This window comes from Pseudomonas sp. 1121_17, from assembly GCF_052850745.1.
The window spans coordinates 1-15,130 of sequence record NZ_VXCX01000008.1 but is presented as its reverse complement, the minus strand read 5'-3'; the positions used below and the strand labels follow the sequence as shown (position 1 = coordinate 15,130).

Here is a 15,130-nt window from a genome sequence, read left to right as displayed (position 1 = left end):
CTAGCCAATCATTGCCCGGGCCAGTGGAAAAACAACGGAAAGCCGCTCGCATCGGCAGCAGTCATCGGCCGTGCCACCAAAAAGCCCTGCACATAACAGCAGCCGTGCGCCTTCAGCCAGGCCGCCTGGGCTTCGGTTTCCACGCCTTCGGCAATGACCGTGATCGCGTAGTCGGCGCACAGGCCAATGACGCTGCGCACCAACGCCGCATCGCTGGCTGAGTCGGGCAGACGCGCGACCAGATGGCGGTCAAGCTTGAGTGTGTCGATGGGCAGATCGCGGATCATCCGCAGCGAACAGCTGCCGGCGCCGAAGTCGTCCAGCGCTACTCGCACGCCAAGCTCACGCAGGCGGTTGACCTGCTTCACGGCGGCGTCGATGTTGTACATCAGCGAGGTTTCCGCCACCTCGACCTCAAGCTGCGCCGGGCGCAAGCCGTGCGCCTGGATCACCGCCTGCAGTTCATCGACCAGATTGGGCATGGCGAACTGGACCCGGCTCAGACTGATCCCCAATACCAGGTCATCGGCAAAGCCCGCGCGCCAAGCCTTGCGCTGGGCAGCACCCTGATCGTAGATCCAGCTGGCCAGGCGGCTGATCAGCCGGGTCTCTTCCAGCAACGGGATGAACAAGCCCGGCGGTACATCACCGACGCTGGGGTGCTGCCAGCGCAGTAGCGCCTCGAAGCCACGCAGCTGGCCACCGGCAAACGCCACCTGCGGTTGAAACACCAGGCTGAAATCCTTTTGCTCGATGGCGCTGCGCACGCCGTCTTCGAGCATCAGCCGCGACCGCGCACGGCCGTTCAGCTCCTGATCGTAAAACCGGTATTGCTGACGGCCAGCATGCTTGGCGGCGTACATCGCCGTGTCCGCCGCGCGCAACAGGCCCTCGAAAGTGCCGCCGCAGTCGGGATAGGTGGCGATACCAATGCTGACGCCCAGGGACACATCCACGCCGTCCACCTGGTGGCTGATCGACAGGCGTTCGAGCACCCGCTCGGCGAAGCGCCCGGCCAGCTCTGGATACGGCAGGCCGTCGAACAGGGCCGTGAATTCGTCACCGCCCATCCGTGCCAGCAGCGCCTCGCTGCCCAGGCACTCCTTCAGTTGAGACGCGACCCAGTGCAGGATCTCGTCGCCCGCCTCGTGCCCGAGCGAATCATTGATCCGCTTGAAGCCATCAAGGTCCATGTACATCAGTGCCTGGACCTTCTCCGAGTGCTCGTTGCGCAGCAGCGCAGCTTCGGCAGCCTGGTAGAAGCCGCGCCGATTGAGCAGGCCGGTGAGCGGGTCGGTGACCGCCTGCTGTTCCAGCTGCTGGTGCAGGCTGCGCACCACTGACATGTCCAGCAGGGTAATCACCATGGCGTGCTGCTCGCTCGGCAGCGGCGCGCAGGACAACGCCACCGGCACCAGTTGACCGTCGGCGGTGCGCAACTGCGCATCGTGCACGCGGAAGATCTGCCGTTGCTGGTACGCCTTGAAGAAGTCCGACTCGCGCCACAGGCTGGGTATCGCCAGTTGCAGCAGGTCAAGCACGTGAGCGCCCTGGAGCATCTGCACCGGGGTATCCAGCAGGCTTGAGATCGCCGGATTGGCAAAGCTGATGGTGCCGCTCTCATCCACCACCAGGATACCTTCGGCGGCGTTTTCCAGGATCGAGGCATTGAAGGCCCGCGCCGCTTCAAGTTCGCGGGTCAGGCGCTGCAACATGCGTCGGTTGCGCTGCTGCTCGAGCAGGGCCTGCACCTTGGGCTTGAGGATCTGCGGGTCGAAGGGTTTGAACAGATAATCCACGGCGCCGGCGGCGTAACCCTTGAGCACGGCATCCTGCGACTGCTCGTTGGCAGTCAGGAAAATGATTGGAGTGAGTCGAGTGCGCTGGCTGCCGCGCATCAAGCGGGCGACTTCAAAGCCGTCCATCTCGGGCATCTGCACGTCGAGCAAAACCAGATCGACTTCATGGCGGAGCAGCGCGCCGAGCGCCTCGGTGCCCGAACAGGCAGTCAATACCTGCCAATCCTGACGGGACAGCAGGGCGCGCATGCTGATCAGGTTCTCTGGGTAATCGTCGACAACCAGCAAGACGGACTTGCCGTCCGTTGCAGTGGGTTGAGCTTCATCCATGCTGCTTCTCTTGTAAGAGCGACTGCTTCCTACCCGTCTACTCTAGACCGCAGTTGGCGGGGTGCAATGGAGTCAGAACGCTATCACCGAATTTAGTTTCCCATGCCGACTAACGGTCATCTCGCAGACATAAAAAAACCCGCATCGCTGCGGGTTTTTTCAAGCATACAGCCCTGATCAGTTGACCTTGGCAGCCAGCTCACCTTTCAGGTAACGCTGGTACATGCCTTCGAGGGAGATCGGTTTGATCTTCGAGGCATTGCCGGCGGTGCCGAAGGCTTCGTAACGGGCGATGCACACGTCACGCATGGCCTTGACGGTTTCGCCGAAGAACTTGCGTGGGTCGAACTCGCTCGGGTTGGTCGCCATCAGACGACGCATGGCACCGGTCGAGGCCAGGCGCAGGTCGGTGTCGATGTTGACCTTGCGCACGCCGTACTTGATGCCTTCGACGATTTCTTCAACCGGTACGCCGTAGGTCTCTTTGATGTCGCCGCCGTACTGGTTGATGATCGCCAGCCACTCTTGCGGTACCGAGGAAGAACCGTGCATCACCAAGTGGGTATTGGGGATGCGCTTGTGGATTTCCTTGATGCGGTCGATTGCCAGCACGTCGCCGGTAGGCGGCTTGGTGAACTTGTAGGCGCCGTGGCTGGTGCCGATGGCGATGGCCAGGGCGTCGACCTGAGTCTTCTTGACGAAGTCGGCGGCTTCTTCCGGATCGGTCAGCATCTGGCTGTGATCGAGTACGCCTTCGGCGCCGATACCGTCTTCTTCACCGGCCATGCCGGTTTCCAGCGAACCCAGGCAGCCCAGCTCGCCTTCTACCGAAACACCGCAGGCGTGGGCCATGGCGACGGTCTGCTGGGTGACGCGGACGTTGTAGTCGTAGTCGGTTGGGGTCTTGCCGTCTTCGCCCAGCGAGCCGTCCATCATCACCGAGCTGAAGCCCAGCTGGATCGAGCGCTGGCAAACGTCAGGGCTGGTACCGTGGTCCTGGTGCATGCATACCGGGATGTGTGGGAACTCTTCGATTGCCGCCAGGATCAGGTGGCGCAGGAAGGGTGCACCGGCGTATTTGCGAGCACCGGCCGAGGCCTGCACGATGACCGGAGAGTCGGTCTTGTCGGCGGCTTCCATGATGGCGCGCATCTGCTCGAGGTTGTTTACGTTGAAAGCTGGAACGCCGTAACCGAACTCGGCGGCGTGGTCCAGCATCTGGCGCATGCTAATGAGTGCCATTGTGTATCTCTCTCCCGACAAGCGTCGTTGTTTCGTGCAAACCTGCCATAGGGCGGTTGCTGTTCATGTTATGTGGGCCGCCGAAGCGACCCGGCCATCACGGTGCCTTGCAGCCCCGCCCTATCAGATCATTGGTTGCTACCCAGTACACCAGGCCTTCTTCGCCGCGCAGATGCAGGGCCAGAACGCCATCGCTGTACAGCGCGCCAGAGGCGCCCGGCTCGGACTTGAGCCGGTAGACCTGGTCATTACCGCCAAGGCGGACATCGACCGAGTCCTGGCTGGCATCGGCGAAACGCCAGGATACTTCGGTCTGTGTATCACAGACCCAGCGCGTCCAGGTGTCTGCCGGCGCAGCCGGTGCCGGCTGCAGCAGTGAGCAGCCTGCCAGTGTCGCCAGGGCCATCAGGGCCAATAGCGCTTTCATCCGAAACCCTCGTTATGGGTCCGCTATGCGGCCCTTCGCGGGTAAACCCGCTCCCACAGGTTGGGTGCACGTCTGTGGGAGCGGGTTTACCCGCGAAGGCCGTGAAGCGGCCCCTAATCCAAGACCACAAAACCCGGTTTAGGTTGCCCGCCAATCCATCACGGGCAACCGGGCGCCTTGCGCTGGTGCTCGTCGTCGTACTTTTCCAGGCCGTCCGGACCCAGCCGCTTGTTGATCACCGGCACCGTCTCGGCCTGCCACTGCGACTGGTAACAGCCGCCCGGCACCGCCTGCGACGGCTCGCCATCGGCAGCCGGCCCGCTGGAGCAGGCGCCCAGCAGACAGGCCACGATCATCACCGGCAATTGCTTGAGCATCCGCTCGCTCCCTGCGCCAGGCGCCTTCATGCTCAGGCCTTGGCTCGTTGTTCCAGGATTTCCACGGCAGGCAGAACCTTGCCCTCGACGAACTCGAGGAACGCGCCGCCACCGGTAGAAATGTAGGAGATATCGCTGCCAACGCCATATTTATCGATGGCCGCCAGGGTGTCACCACCGCCCGCGATGGAAAACGCGTCGCTGCCGGCAATGGCCTGGGCCAGTACTTTGGTGCCGTTACCGAACTGATCGAACTCGAACACGCCGACCGGGCCGTTCCACAGCACGGTCTTCGACGACTTCAGCAACTCGGCGAACTGCTCGGCAGTTTGCGGGCCGATGTCGAGGATCATGTCGTCGTCGGCAACCTCGCTGATCAGCTTGACGGTAGCCACGGCGCTCTCGGCGAACTCCTTGGCCACTACCACGTCGACCGGCAGCGGCACGTTGACCTTGGCGGCGATGGCCTTGGCGGTGTCGACCAGGTCAGGCTCGTACAGCGACTTGCCGACTTTGTGGCCAGCGGCGGCGAGGAAGGTGTTGGCAATGCCGCCACCGACGATCAGCAGGTCGCAGACGCTGCTGAGGCTGTTCAGTACATCGAGTTTGGTCGACACCTTGGAGCCGGCAACGATGGCAGCCATTGGCTTGGCAGGCGCTTTCAGGGCCTTGCCCAATGCGTCCAGCTCAGCAGCCAGCAGCGGGCCGGCAGCGGCAACCTTGGCGAACTTGGCCACGCCGTGGGTCGAGCCTTCGGCGCGGTGGGCGGTGCCGAACGCATCCATCACGAATACGTCGCACAGGGCAGCGTACTGCTGCGCCAGCTCGTCGGCGTTTTTCTTCTCGCCCTTGTTGAAGCGCACGTTCTCGAACAGCACCAGCTCACCGGCGGCAACTTCAACGCCGTCGAGATAATTGGCCACCAGCGGTACTTCACGGCCGAGTGCCTTGCTCAGGTAGTCAGCCACCGGCTTGAGGCTGTTTTCGGCAGAAAACTCGCCTTCGGTTGGCCGACCGAGGTGCGAGCAGACCATTACCGCGGCGCCTTTTTCCAGGGCCAGCTTGATGGTCGGCAGCGCCGCCAGGATACGCGCATCGCTGGCAACCGCACCGTCTTTGACAGGCACGTTGAGGTCTTCGCGAATCAGTACGCGCTTACCTTGCAGGTCGAGGTCAGTCATCTTCAACACGGTCATGAATGCAGTCCTTCAGGGCTGTTTGCTGCGGGTTTGGTGGACGACGTGCAGGAAATGATCAGCAACGTCGAGCATACGGTTGGCAAACCCCCATTCGTTGTCGAACCAGGCCAGCAGGTTCACCAGGCGGGGGCCGGAAACGCGGGTCTGGCTGGCATCGACGATGGCCGAATGCGGGTCATGGTTGAAATCACAGCTAGCGTGCGGCAGCTCGGTGTAGGCCAGCAGCCCTCGCAGCGGGCCGCTCAGGGCTGCATCACGCAGCACCTGGTTGACCTCGGCAGCGGTGGTGTCACGGGCGGTCTGCAGGGTGATGTCCAGGCACGACACGTTGACAGTGGGCACACGCACCGCTTTGGCCTGAATTCGCCCGGCAAGTTCCGGCAGCAGCCGTTCGATGCCACGCGCCAGACCAGTGGACACCGGAATCACCGACTGAAACGCCGAGCGGGTGCGGCGCAGGTCTTCATGGTGATAGGCGTCGATCACCGGCTGGTCGTTCATCGCCGAGTGAATGGTGGTGATCTGCACGTACTCGATGCCGAACGCCTGATCCAGCACGCGCAGCAGCGGCACGCCGCAGTTGGTGGTGCAGGAGGCATTCGACACCAACTGCTCGGCACCGCTCAGGCAAGCCTGGTTGATGCCATAGACGATGGTGGCGTCGACGTCGGCCTCGCTGGCCATCGGCTGCGAGAACAGTACCCGTGGCGCGCCGGCGTCGAGAAAGCGCTGGCCATCGGCGCGGGTGTTGTAGGCACCGGTGCATTCGAGCACCAGGTCAACCTCCAGCGCGGCCCAGTCGATGCCTTCCGGGGTGGCACTGCGCAAAACCTGCACGCAGTCGCCGTTGATATGCAGACAATCGCCATCGACCTTGACCTCGCCGGGGAAGCGGCCATGGGTGGAGTCGAAACGTGTCAGGTATTCCAGGCTGGCCTGATCGGCCAGGTCGTTCAAGGCAACGATCTCGAAGCTCGCAGCCGCCCCCCGCTCAACCAGCGCGCGCAGGACACAGCGGCCAATGCGGCCGTAACCGTTGAGTGCAACTTTGTAGGGACGCTGGGGCATTCGGAGCTCACTAAAGCTTTAGGGCCATTTGGGGCCGCTGCGCGGCCCAATCGCGACACAAGGCCGCTCCTACAGGCACCGCGCTGCCTTATCGACGGCGACGTACCTGTAGGAGCGGCCTTGTGTCGCGATGGAGGGCAAAGCCCTCCCCTTGTCACGACATGGCGGGCATCACTGCCCACCCTGTTTTACATCAGTCTTCCAGCAGCTCTTCAGCAGTACCGAGGATGTTCTCCAGGGTAAAGCCGAATTCCTCGAACAGCGCCGAGGCCGGAGCCGATTCGCCGTAAGTGGTCATGCCGATAACGCGACCCTCGAGGCCAACGTACTTGTACCAGAAGTCGGCATGGGCAGCCTCGATGGCGATCCGTGCACCGACCTCAAGCGGCAGCACAGCCTGCTTGTAGCTGGCGTCCTGGGCATCGAACACGCTGGTGCATGGCATCGAGACGACGCGGACCTTGCGGCCTTGCTCGCTCAGTTGATCGAACGCCTGTACAGCCAGGCCCACTTCGGAACCGGTAGCGATGAGGATCAGCTCAGGCTCGCCAGCGCAGTCCTTGAGCACGTAACCGCCGCGCTCGATGTCGGCGATCTGTTGCGCATTGCGCTGCTGATGTTGCAGGTTCTGACGCGAGAAGATCAGCGCCGAAGGGCCGTCCTTGCGCTGCAGCGCGTGCTTCCAGGAAACCGCCGACTCGACCGCATCGGCCGGGCGCCAGGTGTCCAGGTTCGGCGTGCTGCGCAGGCTGGTCAGCTGCTCGATTGGCTGGTGAGTCGGGCCGTCTTCGCCCAGGCCGATCGAGTCGTGGGTGTAGACGTGGATGACGCGCTGCTTCATCAGAGCCGACATGCGCACGGCGTTGCGGGCGTATTCCATGAACATCAGGAAGGTCGCGCCGTAAGGCACCAGGCCGCCGTGCAGGGCGACGCCGTTCATGATCGCGGTCATGCCGAATTCGCGCACGCCGTAGAACACGTAGTTGCCGCTGGCATCAACGGCGTCGACGCCTTTGCAGCCTTTCCACAAGGTCAGGTTGGAGCCAGCCAGGTCAGCCGAACCGCCGAGGAACTCGGGCAGCAGCGGGCCGAAGGCGTTCAGGGCGTTCTGGCTGGCCTTGCGGCTGGCGATAGTTTCACCCTTGGCAGCAACTTCGTTGACGTAGGCCTGAGCCTTGGCCGAGAAGTCGGCAGGCAAGTCACCGGCCATACGACGTTTGAACTCGGCAGCCAACTCTGGGTGAGCAGCGGCGTAAGCTGCAAAGCGCTGGTTCCACTCGGCTTCTGCCTTGGCACCGGCCGCCTTGGCGTCCCACTCGGCATAGATGTCGGCCGGGATTTCGAACGGGCCGTAGTTCCAGTTCAGCTCTTTGCGGGCCAGGGCGATTTCGTCATTGCCCAGCGGCGCGCCGTGGCAGTCTTCCTTGCCCTGCTTGTTCGGCGAACCGAAACCGATGATGGTCTTGCAGCAGATCAGGGTCGGACGATCGCTCTTGCGCGCCGTCTCGATGGCCATCTTGATTTCTTCGGCATCGTGGCCGTCGACGTTGCGGATCACCTGCCAGTTGTAGGCTTCGAAGCGTGCTGGGGTGTTGTCGGTGAACCAGCCGTGGACTTCGCCATCGATGGAGATGCCGTTGTCGTCGTAGAACGCTACCAGCTTGTTCAGGCCCAGAGTGCCGGCCAGCGAGGCGACTTCATGGGAGATGCCTTCCATCAGGCAGCCATCGCCGAGGAACACGTAGGTGTTGTGGTCGACGATGTTGTGGCTGTCACGGTTGAACTGCGCCGCCATGACTTTTTCGGCGAGGGCGAAGCCGACCGCATTGGCCAGGCCCTGGCCGAGTGGGCCAGTGGTGGTCTCGACGCCCGGGGTGTAGCCGAACTCCGGGTGGCCCGGGGTGCGGCTGTGCAGCTGACGGAAACCTTTGAGGTCTTCGATCGACAGGTCGTAGCCGGTCAGGTGCAGCAGCGAATAGATCAGCATCGAGCCGTGGCCGTTGGACAGCACGAAGCGGTCACGGTCGGCGAAGCTCGGGTTGCTCGGGTTGTGCTTCAGGTAGTCGCGCCAAAGCACTTCGGCGATATCCGCCATGCCCATTGGGGCACCGGGATGGCCGCTGTTGGCCTTTTGCACGGCATCCATGCTGAGGGCACGAATGGCGTTGGCACGATCACGACGGCTGGGCATCGCTAAGTCTCCTGGGGGCTTGAATAAGTAATGAAGCGCAAAAAAGACGACCATTTTCCCCCACAGTCGGCTCCGGGGCAATGACGGATGGTCGCAGTTGGGTGTTTTTCCTGTGATTGATGAGCGATTCGCGAGAATAGACGGTGGTTCGGACTGACTCGGGCTACCCATCGTCCAATATCAAAACTTTTTGATATTGCCCTTGCGAGGGCAACCTTGCCTGTCTAGACTGCCGCGCTATGAATCTTCCCGCGCAACCATTGGCCCTGCAACGCAGCGACGACCTGGCAGCTTTATGCAAAGCCAGCGGCGACGAGCTGCGCCTGCATGTATTGCGCGCGCTGGCCAGTGACTCGTTCGGCGTGCTCGAACTGGCGCAGATCTTCGACGTCGGCCAGTCTGGCATGAGTCATCACCTCAAGGTGCTGGCCCAGGCCGAACTGGTGGCCACGCGCCGCGAAGGCAACGCCATCTTCTATCGGCGCGCCCTGCCTGACAGCCTGCGCCCCGGTGGCCGGCTGCATACGGCACTGCTTGAAGAGGTCGACGACCTCGCGTTGCCGGCCGCAGTGCAGGCGCGCATTGCCCAGGTGCAACAGCGCCGGGCCGCTACCAGCCAGGACTTCTTCCTGCGTGTGGAAGAAAAGTTTCGTGCCCAGCAGGACTTGATCGCCGGCTTGCCGCAGTACCGCGAGAGCCTGCTGGCACTGCTCGACAAACTCAGCTTCGGCGCTGACGCCAGTGCCCTTGAAGTCGGCCCGGGTGACGGTGGTTTTCTGCCCGACCTGGCCCGGCGCTTTGCCAGCGTCACGGCGATGGACAACAGCCCGACCATGCTCGAGCTGGCGCGCCAGGTCTGTGAACGAGAAAGCTTGAGTAATGTAAACCTGCAGTTGGCCGATGCATTGGGTGCAACGGATGTGACAGCCGACTGCGTAGTGCTGAACATGGTCTTGCACCATTTCAGCGATCCGGCCCAGGCCCTGCGCCTGCTGGCCAAACGGGTAAAGGCAGGCGGCAGCCTGCTGGTCACCGAACTGTGCAGCCATGATCAGCATTGGGCCCGCGAGGCCTGCGGCGATCTCTGGCTGGGCTTTGAGCAGGATGACCTGGCCCGTTGGGCCCGGGGAGCAGGGCTGGCTCTCGGAGACAGCCTGTATGTGGGCTTGCGTAACGGTTTCCAGATCCAGGTCCGCCATTTTCAGCGGACGGCTGGCGACATCACCATCGGTAAATTTTAGGAACCCGTCGAGATGAGCGAATACTCCCTTTTCACCTCCGAGTCCGTGTCTGAAGGACATCCGGACAAGATCGCCGACCAGATTTCGGACGCGGTCCTGGACGCCATCATCACCCAGGACAAGTTCGCCCGTGTGGCCTGCGAAACCTTGGTCAAGACCGGTGTTGCCATTATTGCCGGCGAAGTCACCACCTCGGCCTGGGTCGACCTCGAGCAGATCGTGCGCGACGTCATCGTCGATATCGGCTACAACAGCTCCGACGTCGGCTTCGATGGCGCGACCTGCGCGGTGATGAACATCATCGGCAAGCAGTCGGTCGATATCGCCCAGGGCGTTGACCGCTCCAAGCCTGAAGATCAAGGCGCCGGCGACCAGGGCCTGATGTTCGGCTACGCCAGCAACGAAACCGACGTGCTGATGCCAGCACCGATCTGCTTCTCGCACCGTCTGGTCGAGCGCCAGGCCGAAGCACGCAAGTCCGGTCTGCTGCCATGGCTGCGTCCGGATGCCAAGTCGCAGGTCACCTGCCGCTATGAAGGCGGCAAGGTTGTTGGTATCGACGCAGTCGTGCTGTCGACCCAGCACAACCCTGAAGTCTCGCAAAAAGACCTCAAAGAAGCTGTCATGGAGCTGATCGTCAAGCACACCCTGCCTGCCGAACTGCTGCACAAAGATACCCAATTCCACATCAACCCGACTGGCCAGTTCATCATCGGTGGCCCGGTGGGCGACTGCGGCCTGACCGGGCGCAAGATCATCGTCGACTCCTACGGCGGCATGGCCCGTCACGGCGGCGGCGCGTTCTCCGGCAAGGATCCATCCAAGGTTGACCGTTCGGCGGCCTACGCCGGTCGTTACGTCGCCAAGAACATCGTGGCTGCCGGCCTGGCCGAGCGTTGCGAGATTCAGGTTTCCTACGCCATCGGTGTTGCTCAGCCGACCTCGATCTCGCTGAATACCTTTGGTACCGGCAAGATTTCCGATGCCAAGATCGTCCAGCTGGTGCGTGAGTGCTTCGACCTGCGTCCTTATGCAATCACCACCATGCTCGACCTGCTGCACCCGATGTATCAGGAAACTGCGGCCTACGGTCACTTCGGCCGTACCCCTGAGCAGAAAACCGTGGGTGACGACACCTTCACCACCTTCACCTGGGAACGCACCGACCGCGCCCAGTCGCTGAAGGACGCTGCTGGCCTGTAAGCTTTCTTACAGCCACAGACGAAAGCCCCTGCCGAGTACTCGACAGGGGCTTTTTTGTGACATATCGCCTGACAAACTGGCCCAGCGTTGGTCCGCTTACGCGCTTAGGCTGAGGGTTCCGAATCGCCTGGCAAGGATGCTGGCCATGATGCTGAAACTGCTGCTGTATTTGCTGTCGCTGTTGTACCTGTCGGGTGCTCAGGCCGCCGCTTGCCCCGCCTGGCCTGGCGAGCGGGCGCAACAAGAGGTCGAACAGTTGCGCCAGTCACTGGCAACGTGGGATGACCACTACCATCGCCAAGGTATCGCGCTGGTCGATGATGAACTCTACGACCAAAGCCGGCAGCGCCTGCTGGACCTGCAACAGTGCTTTGCCATCAATGCCAGTGACGACCCGCTGGCCAGCGCGCGCGGCCCGCTGGCGCACCCGACTGTTCATACCGGCGTCGCCAAGCTGCGTGATGAGCAGGCCGCCGCACAATGGCTGCGCGGTAAACAGGCCGTGTGGATTCAGCCCAAGGTCGATGGGGTGGCGGTCTCGCTGGTTTACCGACAAGGTCGGTTGGTGCAATTGCTGAGCCGCGGTGACGGCGTCCACGGGCATGACTGGAGCCGGCACCTGCCGTACCTCTCGGGCATCCAGCGCGAACTGCCACGCGCCCTCGATCTGGCGCTGCAGGGCGAGCTGTACCTGCGCCTGGACAACCACGTGCAGGCAGCCGCCGGTGGGCGCGGCGCACGTGGGAGTGTCGCCGGCCTGATGGCGCGCAAGCAGCTCAGCGCGCAATTGGGCGCGGATATCGGCCTGTTCGTCTGGGATTGGCCCGAGGGGCCAGCTACACAGGCAGAACGGCTCAGTGCACTGACTGCACTAGGCTTCAGCGACAGTCAGCAGTACAGCGTCGCCATCGATACCTTCGAGCAGGCCGCTCACTGGCGCCAGCACTGGTATCGATCAGCCCTGCCGTTCGCTACTGACGGAGTGATCCTGCGCCAGGATCAGCGCCCCGCCGCAGAGCGTTGGCAGGCCAATGCGCCGTACTGGATTGCAGCCTGGAAGTATCCGCTGCGCCAGGCACTGGCCGAAGTGCGTGAGGTGCAGTTCAAGGTTGGCCGCACCGGGCGCATCACGCCTCTGTTACAGCTGAAACCGCTGCAGCTGGATGATCGCCAGGTCAGTCAGGTCAGCCTCGGGTCGCTGGCACGCTGGCAAGCGCTGGACATCCGCGCAGGCGATCAGGTGGCAATAAGCCTGGCCGGCTTGACCATTCCGCGGCTGGAGTCCGTGGTGCACCGCAGCAGCCAGCGTGCGCCGGTACAGGTCCCGGAACCGGGCCGCTACCACTCGCTCAGCTGCTGGCAGGACAGCCCCGCCTGTCGCCAGCAGTTTGTCGCCCGCCTGCACTGGCTGGGCGGCAAGCAAGGCCTGAACATGCCTGGGATGGGCGCGGCAACCTGGACTCAGTTGGTCGACAGCGGCCTGGTCAGTACGCTGGACGATTGGCTGAACCTGGACCGGGAGCAGTTGCTGGGTGTTGCGGGCATCGCTGAAACGCGCGCCGAACAGCTGCTCGAGGCGTTCACCCAAGCCCGCCAGCAACCCTTCCAGCGCTGGCTACACGGCCTGGGTATGCCTGCGCCGCGCCGCCTTGAGCCAGGCCCTGACTGGCAGGCCTTGGCGAGCAAAACCGCACGAGAATGGCTGCAGGAGCCCGGCATCGGCAACGGCCGTGCCGAGCAGTTGCAGGCATTTTTCAGTGACGACGCAGTGCAATTACTGGCCGCGCAGTTACGCCATCACACAATCAAGGGTTTCTAATTTTGCCGGATCAGGGCAGCATTTCCCTTTTCGCTGCCCTGCACCCGACTGGAGTCCCCGATGAAACTGATCTCTACCCTCGCCCTGTCCGCCTTGCTTGGCCTCACTGCCCACGGCGCGCTGGCTGCCGAGCAGACCGAGCTCAAAGGTTGCGCCGCCAAGAAGCAAGCGATCAGCGAACAGATCGAGCAGGCACGTGCCCACGGCAACAGCAACCAGCAGGCTGGCCTTGAAAAAGCCCTGAGCGAAGTGACGGCCAATTGCACCGACAGCAGCCTGCGCAAAGAGCGCGAGCAGAAGGTGCTGGATGCGCGTCACGAAGTGAACAAGCGCACCAAGGATCTGGACAAGGCCATGAAGCGCGGCGACTCCGAGAAGATCAACAAGCGTAAAGACAAGCTTGCCGAATCGAAAAAGGAGCTGCAGGAAGCGCTCGACGATCTGGAAAAGTGACCACTCCGACGCCACGCTGAACCGTGAGCGCGCTGCCGGCGTCAGCGCGGCCTAGTGGTTACGAAATTCGGTGTGGCAGGCCTTGCAGGCCGCTTCGACCTTGTCCATAGGCGCTTGCAACTGCGCTGCGTTCAGCGGTTTGTTGCTGCTCGCGGCAACCAGTTTGCCGGTCACGCCTTCCAGTTGCCGGGCCAGCTCCTCGAAGCGCGCCTGGCGCTGCCAGACCTCGGCCCGCGCACTGCTGTCGCCGCCGTCCTGAACCTGCACAAAATGCTTCCAAGGGGCATGCGCCAGGCCATCGAGCTTGATGGCACCGGCAGCGAACTTGTCGCCATCGAACGGCAAGCGTCCGCGCAGCATGCCGCCAAGGTCTTCGCTGGTGTTGAGCATCTGTTTGAAGATCGCCTTGCGCTGCCCGAGCGGTGAGTTAGGATCGACACGGTCGCAGCCCAGCAGGGCCAGGTTGGCTACCAGCAGCACGGTGAAACATTTGAACATCACGGTCACATTGGCATCGGGAGAGGGCCGACAGTATCCTCGCCTGCTCGACAAAGACCAATACCCTTACAGAAAACAGGGGCAGCCACGCCGCCGCCCGCTCAAGGATTCAACCATGAAATCTGCTCTGCGCCAGCTCGCCTGGGCGCTGCCAGCCCTGGCCCTGCTGGCCGGCTGCAACGGCGGTGACAGCACCAAGCCTGAGCCCCACGCCATTGCCACCTATGCCCCCGCCACCTGGAAAGACCTACCCAGCGTCAGTGATGCTGATCTGTTGGCGGGCTTTCAGGCCTGGCGCGTCGGCTGCGAGAAGCTCAAGCGCGATACGGTCTGGGCGGCGACCTGCGAGGCGGCGCTGCGCATTCCTGACGATGCCGCCCAGGCCCGCGCGTTTCTCCAGCAGAACCTGCAGGTGTACGGCCTGCGCTCGGCCGAGAACAACGCTACCGGGCTGATCACCGGCTATTACGAGCCGGTCTACCCGGGCAGCCTGACCCGCACTGCGGCTGCCCAGGTGCCGGTATATGGCGTGCCGCAGGACATGATCGTGGTCGATCTGGCGAGTATTTACCCTGAGCTCAAGGGCAAGCGTCTGCGCGGGCGCCTGGAAGGCCGCGTGCTCAAGCCCTACGACACCTCGGAAAGCATCTATCGTGATGGCGTCAACGCACCTGTGCAGGCCTGGCTGACGGACCCGATGGACCTGCAATTTCTGCAGATTCAGGGCTCTGGCCGGGTTCAGTTGGAAGACGGGCGCCAGTTGCGCCTGGGTTACGCCGACCAGAACGGCCACCCGTATCGGCCGATTGGCCGCTGGCTGATCGAACAAGGCCAGTTGAAGAAAGAAGATGTCAGCATGGGCGCGATTCACGCCTGGGCCCAGGCCAACCCGCAGCGGGTACCGGAGTTGCTGGCGAGCAACCCCAGTTACGTGTTCTTCAGCACCCGGCCGGACAGCAACGAAGGCCCGCGCGGCTCGTTGAACGTGCCGCTGACCGCAGGGTACAGCGTCGCCATCGACCGCAAGGTGATCCCGCTGGGCAGCCTGCTGTGGCTGTCGACCACCCGCCCGGATGGTTCACCCGTGGTGCGCCCGGTCGGCGCGCAGGATACCGGCGGGGCGATCACCGGCGAAGTACGTGCCGACCTGTTCTGGGGTACCGGACCGCAAGCCGGTGAGTTGGCCGGCAACATGAAGCAGCAAGGGCAGATCTGGATGCTCTGGCCCAAAGGTCAGCCATTGCCTGAGCTACCCAAAGTCCCCTGACACCATCGCCTCCCCC

At 63.0% G+C, this 15,130-nt stretch carries 13 protein-coding genes; 5 read left to right on the top strand and 8 right to left on the bottom strand.

From position 1 onward, the window contains the following. Window positions 1–8 precede the first annotated feature (8 nt). From FW789_RS15530 to tkt, 7 genes are all read right to left on the bottom strand, one after another. Window positions 9–2,129 (bottom strand): putative bifunctional diguanylate cyclase/phosphodiesterase, encoded by a 2,121-nt coding sequence (locus FW789_RS15530; RefSeq protein ID WP_207073809.1) that lies wholly within the window; start codon window positions 2,127–2,129, stop codon window positions 9–11. Window positions 2,130–2,306: 177 nt separating this feature from the next. After that, window positions 2,307–3,371 carry a class II fructose-bisphosphate aldolase gene (fba, locus tag FW789_RS15525; protein ID WP_101315791.1) on the bottom strand — a complete coding sequence of 355 codons (1,065 nt, stop codon included), beginning with the start codon at window positions 3,369–3,371 and terminating at the stop codon, window positions 2,307–2,309. 97 nt (window positions 3,372–3,468) lie between these two features. Next, a complete protein-coding gene (locus FW789_RS15520) occupies window positions 3,469–3,798 on the bottom strand; it encodes an MliC family protein (protein ID WP_186700708.1) in 330 nt (109 codons plus the stop codon). Window positions 3,799–3,956: 158 nt separating this feature from the next. Then, on the bottom strand, window positions 3,957–4,175 hold the full coding sequence (locus FW789_RS15515; protein ID WP_103438681.1) for a hypothetical protein: 219 nt from the start codon (window positions 4,173–4,175) through the stop codon (window positions 3,957–3,959). Window positions 4,176–4,207: 32 nt separating this feature from the next. Continuing rightward, the gene (locus tag FW789_RS15510; protein ID WP_207073810.1) at window positions 4,208–5,371 is read right to left on the bottom strand and encodes a phosphoglycerate kinase; all 1,164 of its coding nucleotides are present in this window, start codon (window positions 5,369–5,371) and stop codon (window positions 4,208–4,210) included. A 12-nt stretch (window positions 5,372–5,383) separates the two neighbouring features. Continuing rightward, window positions 5,384–6,442 (bottom strand): erythrose-4-phosphate dehydrogenase, encoded by a 1,059-nt coding sequence (gene epd / locus FW789_RS15505; RefSeq protein WP_103435798.1) that lies wholly within the window; start codon window positions 6,440–6,442, stop codon window positions 5,384–5,386. Window positions 6,443–6,635: 193 nt separating this feature from the next. Beyond that, window positions 6,636–8,633, bottom strand: a complete 1,998-nt coding sequence (gene tkt / locus FW789_RS15500) for a transketolase (RefSeq protein WP_446431714.1) — start codon at window positions 8,631–8,633, stop codon at window positions 6,636–6,638. Window positions 8,634–8,872: 239 nt separating this feature from the next. Here tkt and FW789_RS15495 point away from each other — a divergent pair, with 239 nt between their 5' ends. The 4 genes from FW789_RS15495 to FW789_RS15480 all read left to right on the top strand — a co-directional run bounded on the left by FW789_RS15495 (window position 8,873) and on the right by FW789_RS15480 (window position 13,349). After that, window positions 8,873–9,874 (top strand): ArsR/SmtB family transcription factor, encoded by a 1,002-nt coding sequence (locus tag FW789_RS15495; RefSeq protein WP_446431713.1) that lies wholly within the window; start codon window positions 8,873–8,875, stop codon window positions 9,872–9,874. A 12-nt stretch (window positions 9,875–9,886) separates the two neighbouring features. Next, window positions 9,887–11,077, top strand: coding sequence for a methionine adenosyltransferase (gene metK / locus FW789_RS15490; protein WP_103435795.1), 1,191 nt, complete (start codon window positions 9,887–9,889; stop codon window positions 11,075–11,077). A gap of 145 nt (window positions 11,078–11,222) precedes the next feature. Next, window positions 11,223–12,896 carry an NAD-dependent DNA ligase LigB gene (ligB, locus tag FW789_RS15485; protein ID WP_446431712.1) on the top strand — a complete coding sequence of 558 codons (1,674 nt, stop codon included), beginning with the start codon at window positions 11,223–11,225 and terminating at the stop codon, window positions 12,894–12,896. Between the two features lie 60 nt (window positions 12,897–12,956). Beyond that, a complete protein-coding gene (locus tag FW789_RS15480; protein WP_186700714.1) occupies window positions 12,957–13,349 on the top strand; it encodes a DUF1090 domain-containing protein in 393 nt (130 codons plus the stop codon). Window positions 13,350–13,400: 51 nt separating this feature from the next. Here the strand turns inward: FW789_RS15480 and FW789_RS15475 are convergent, their stop codons facing one another. After that, the gene (locus FW789_RS15475) at window positions 13,401–13,847 is read right to left on the bottom strand and encodes a c-type cytochrome (protein ID WP_446431711.1); all 447 of its coding nucleotides are present in this window, start codon (window positions 13,845–13,847) and stop codon (window positions 13,401–13,403) included. 115 nt (window positions 13,848–13,962) lie between these two features. Between FW789_RS15475 and mltA the strand changes: the two genes are divergently transcribed. Beyond that, window positions 13,963–15,114 carry a murein transglycosylase A gene (gene mltA, locus FW789_RS15470; RefSeq protein ID WP_446431710.1) on the top strand — a complete coding sequence of 384 codons (1,152 nt, stop codon included), beginning with the start codon at window positions 13,963–13,965 and terminating at the stop codon, window positions 15,112–15,114. The last annotated feature ends 16 nt before the right edge of the window (window positions 15,115–15,130 follow it).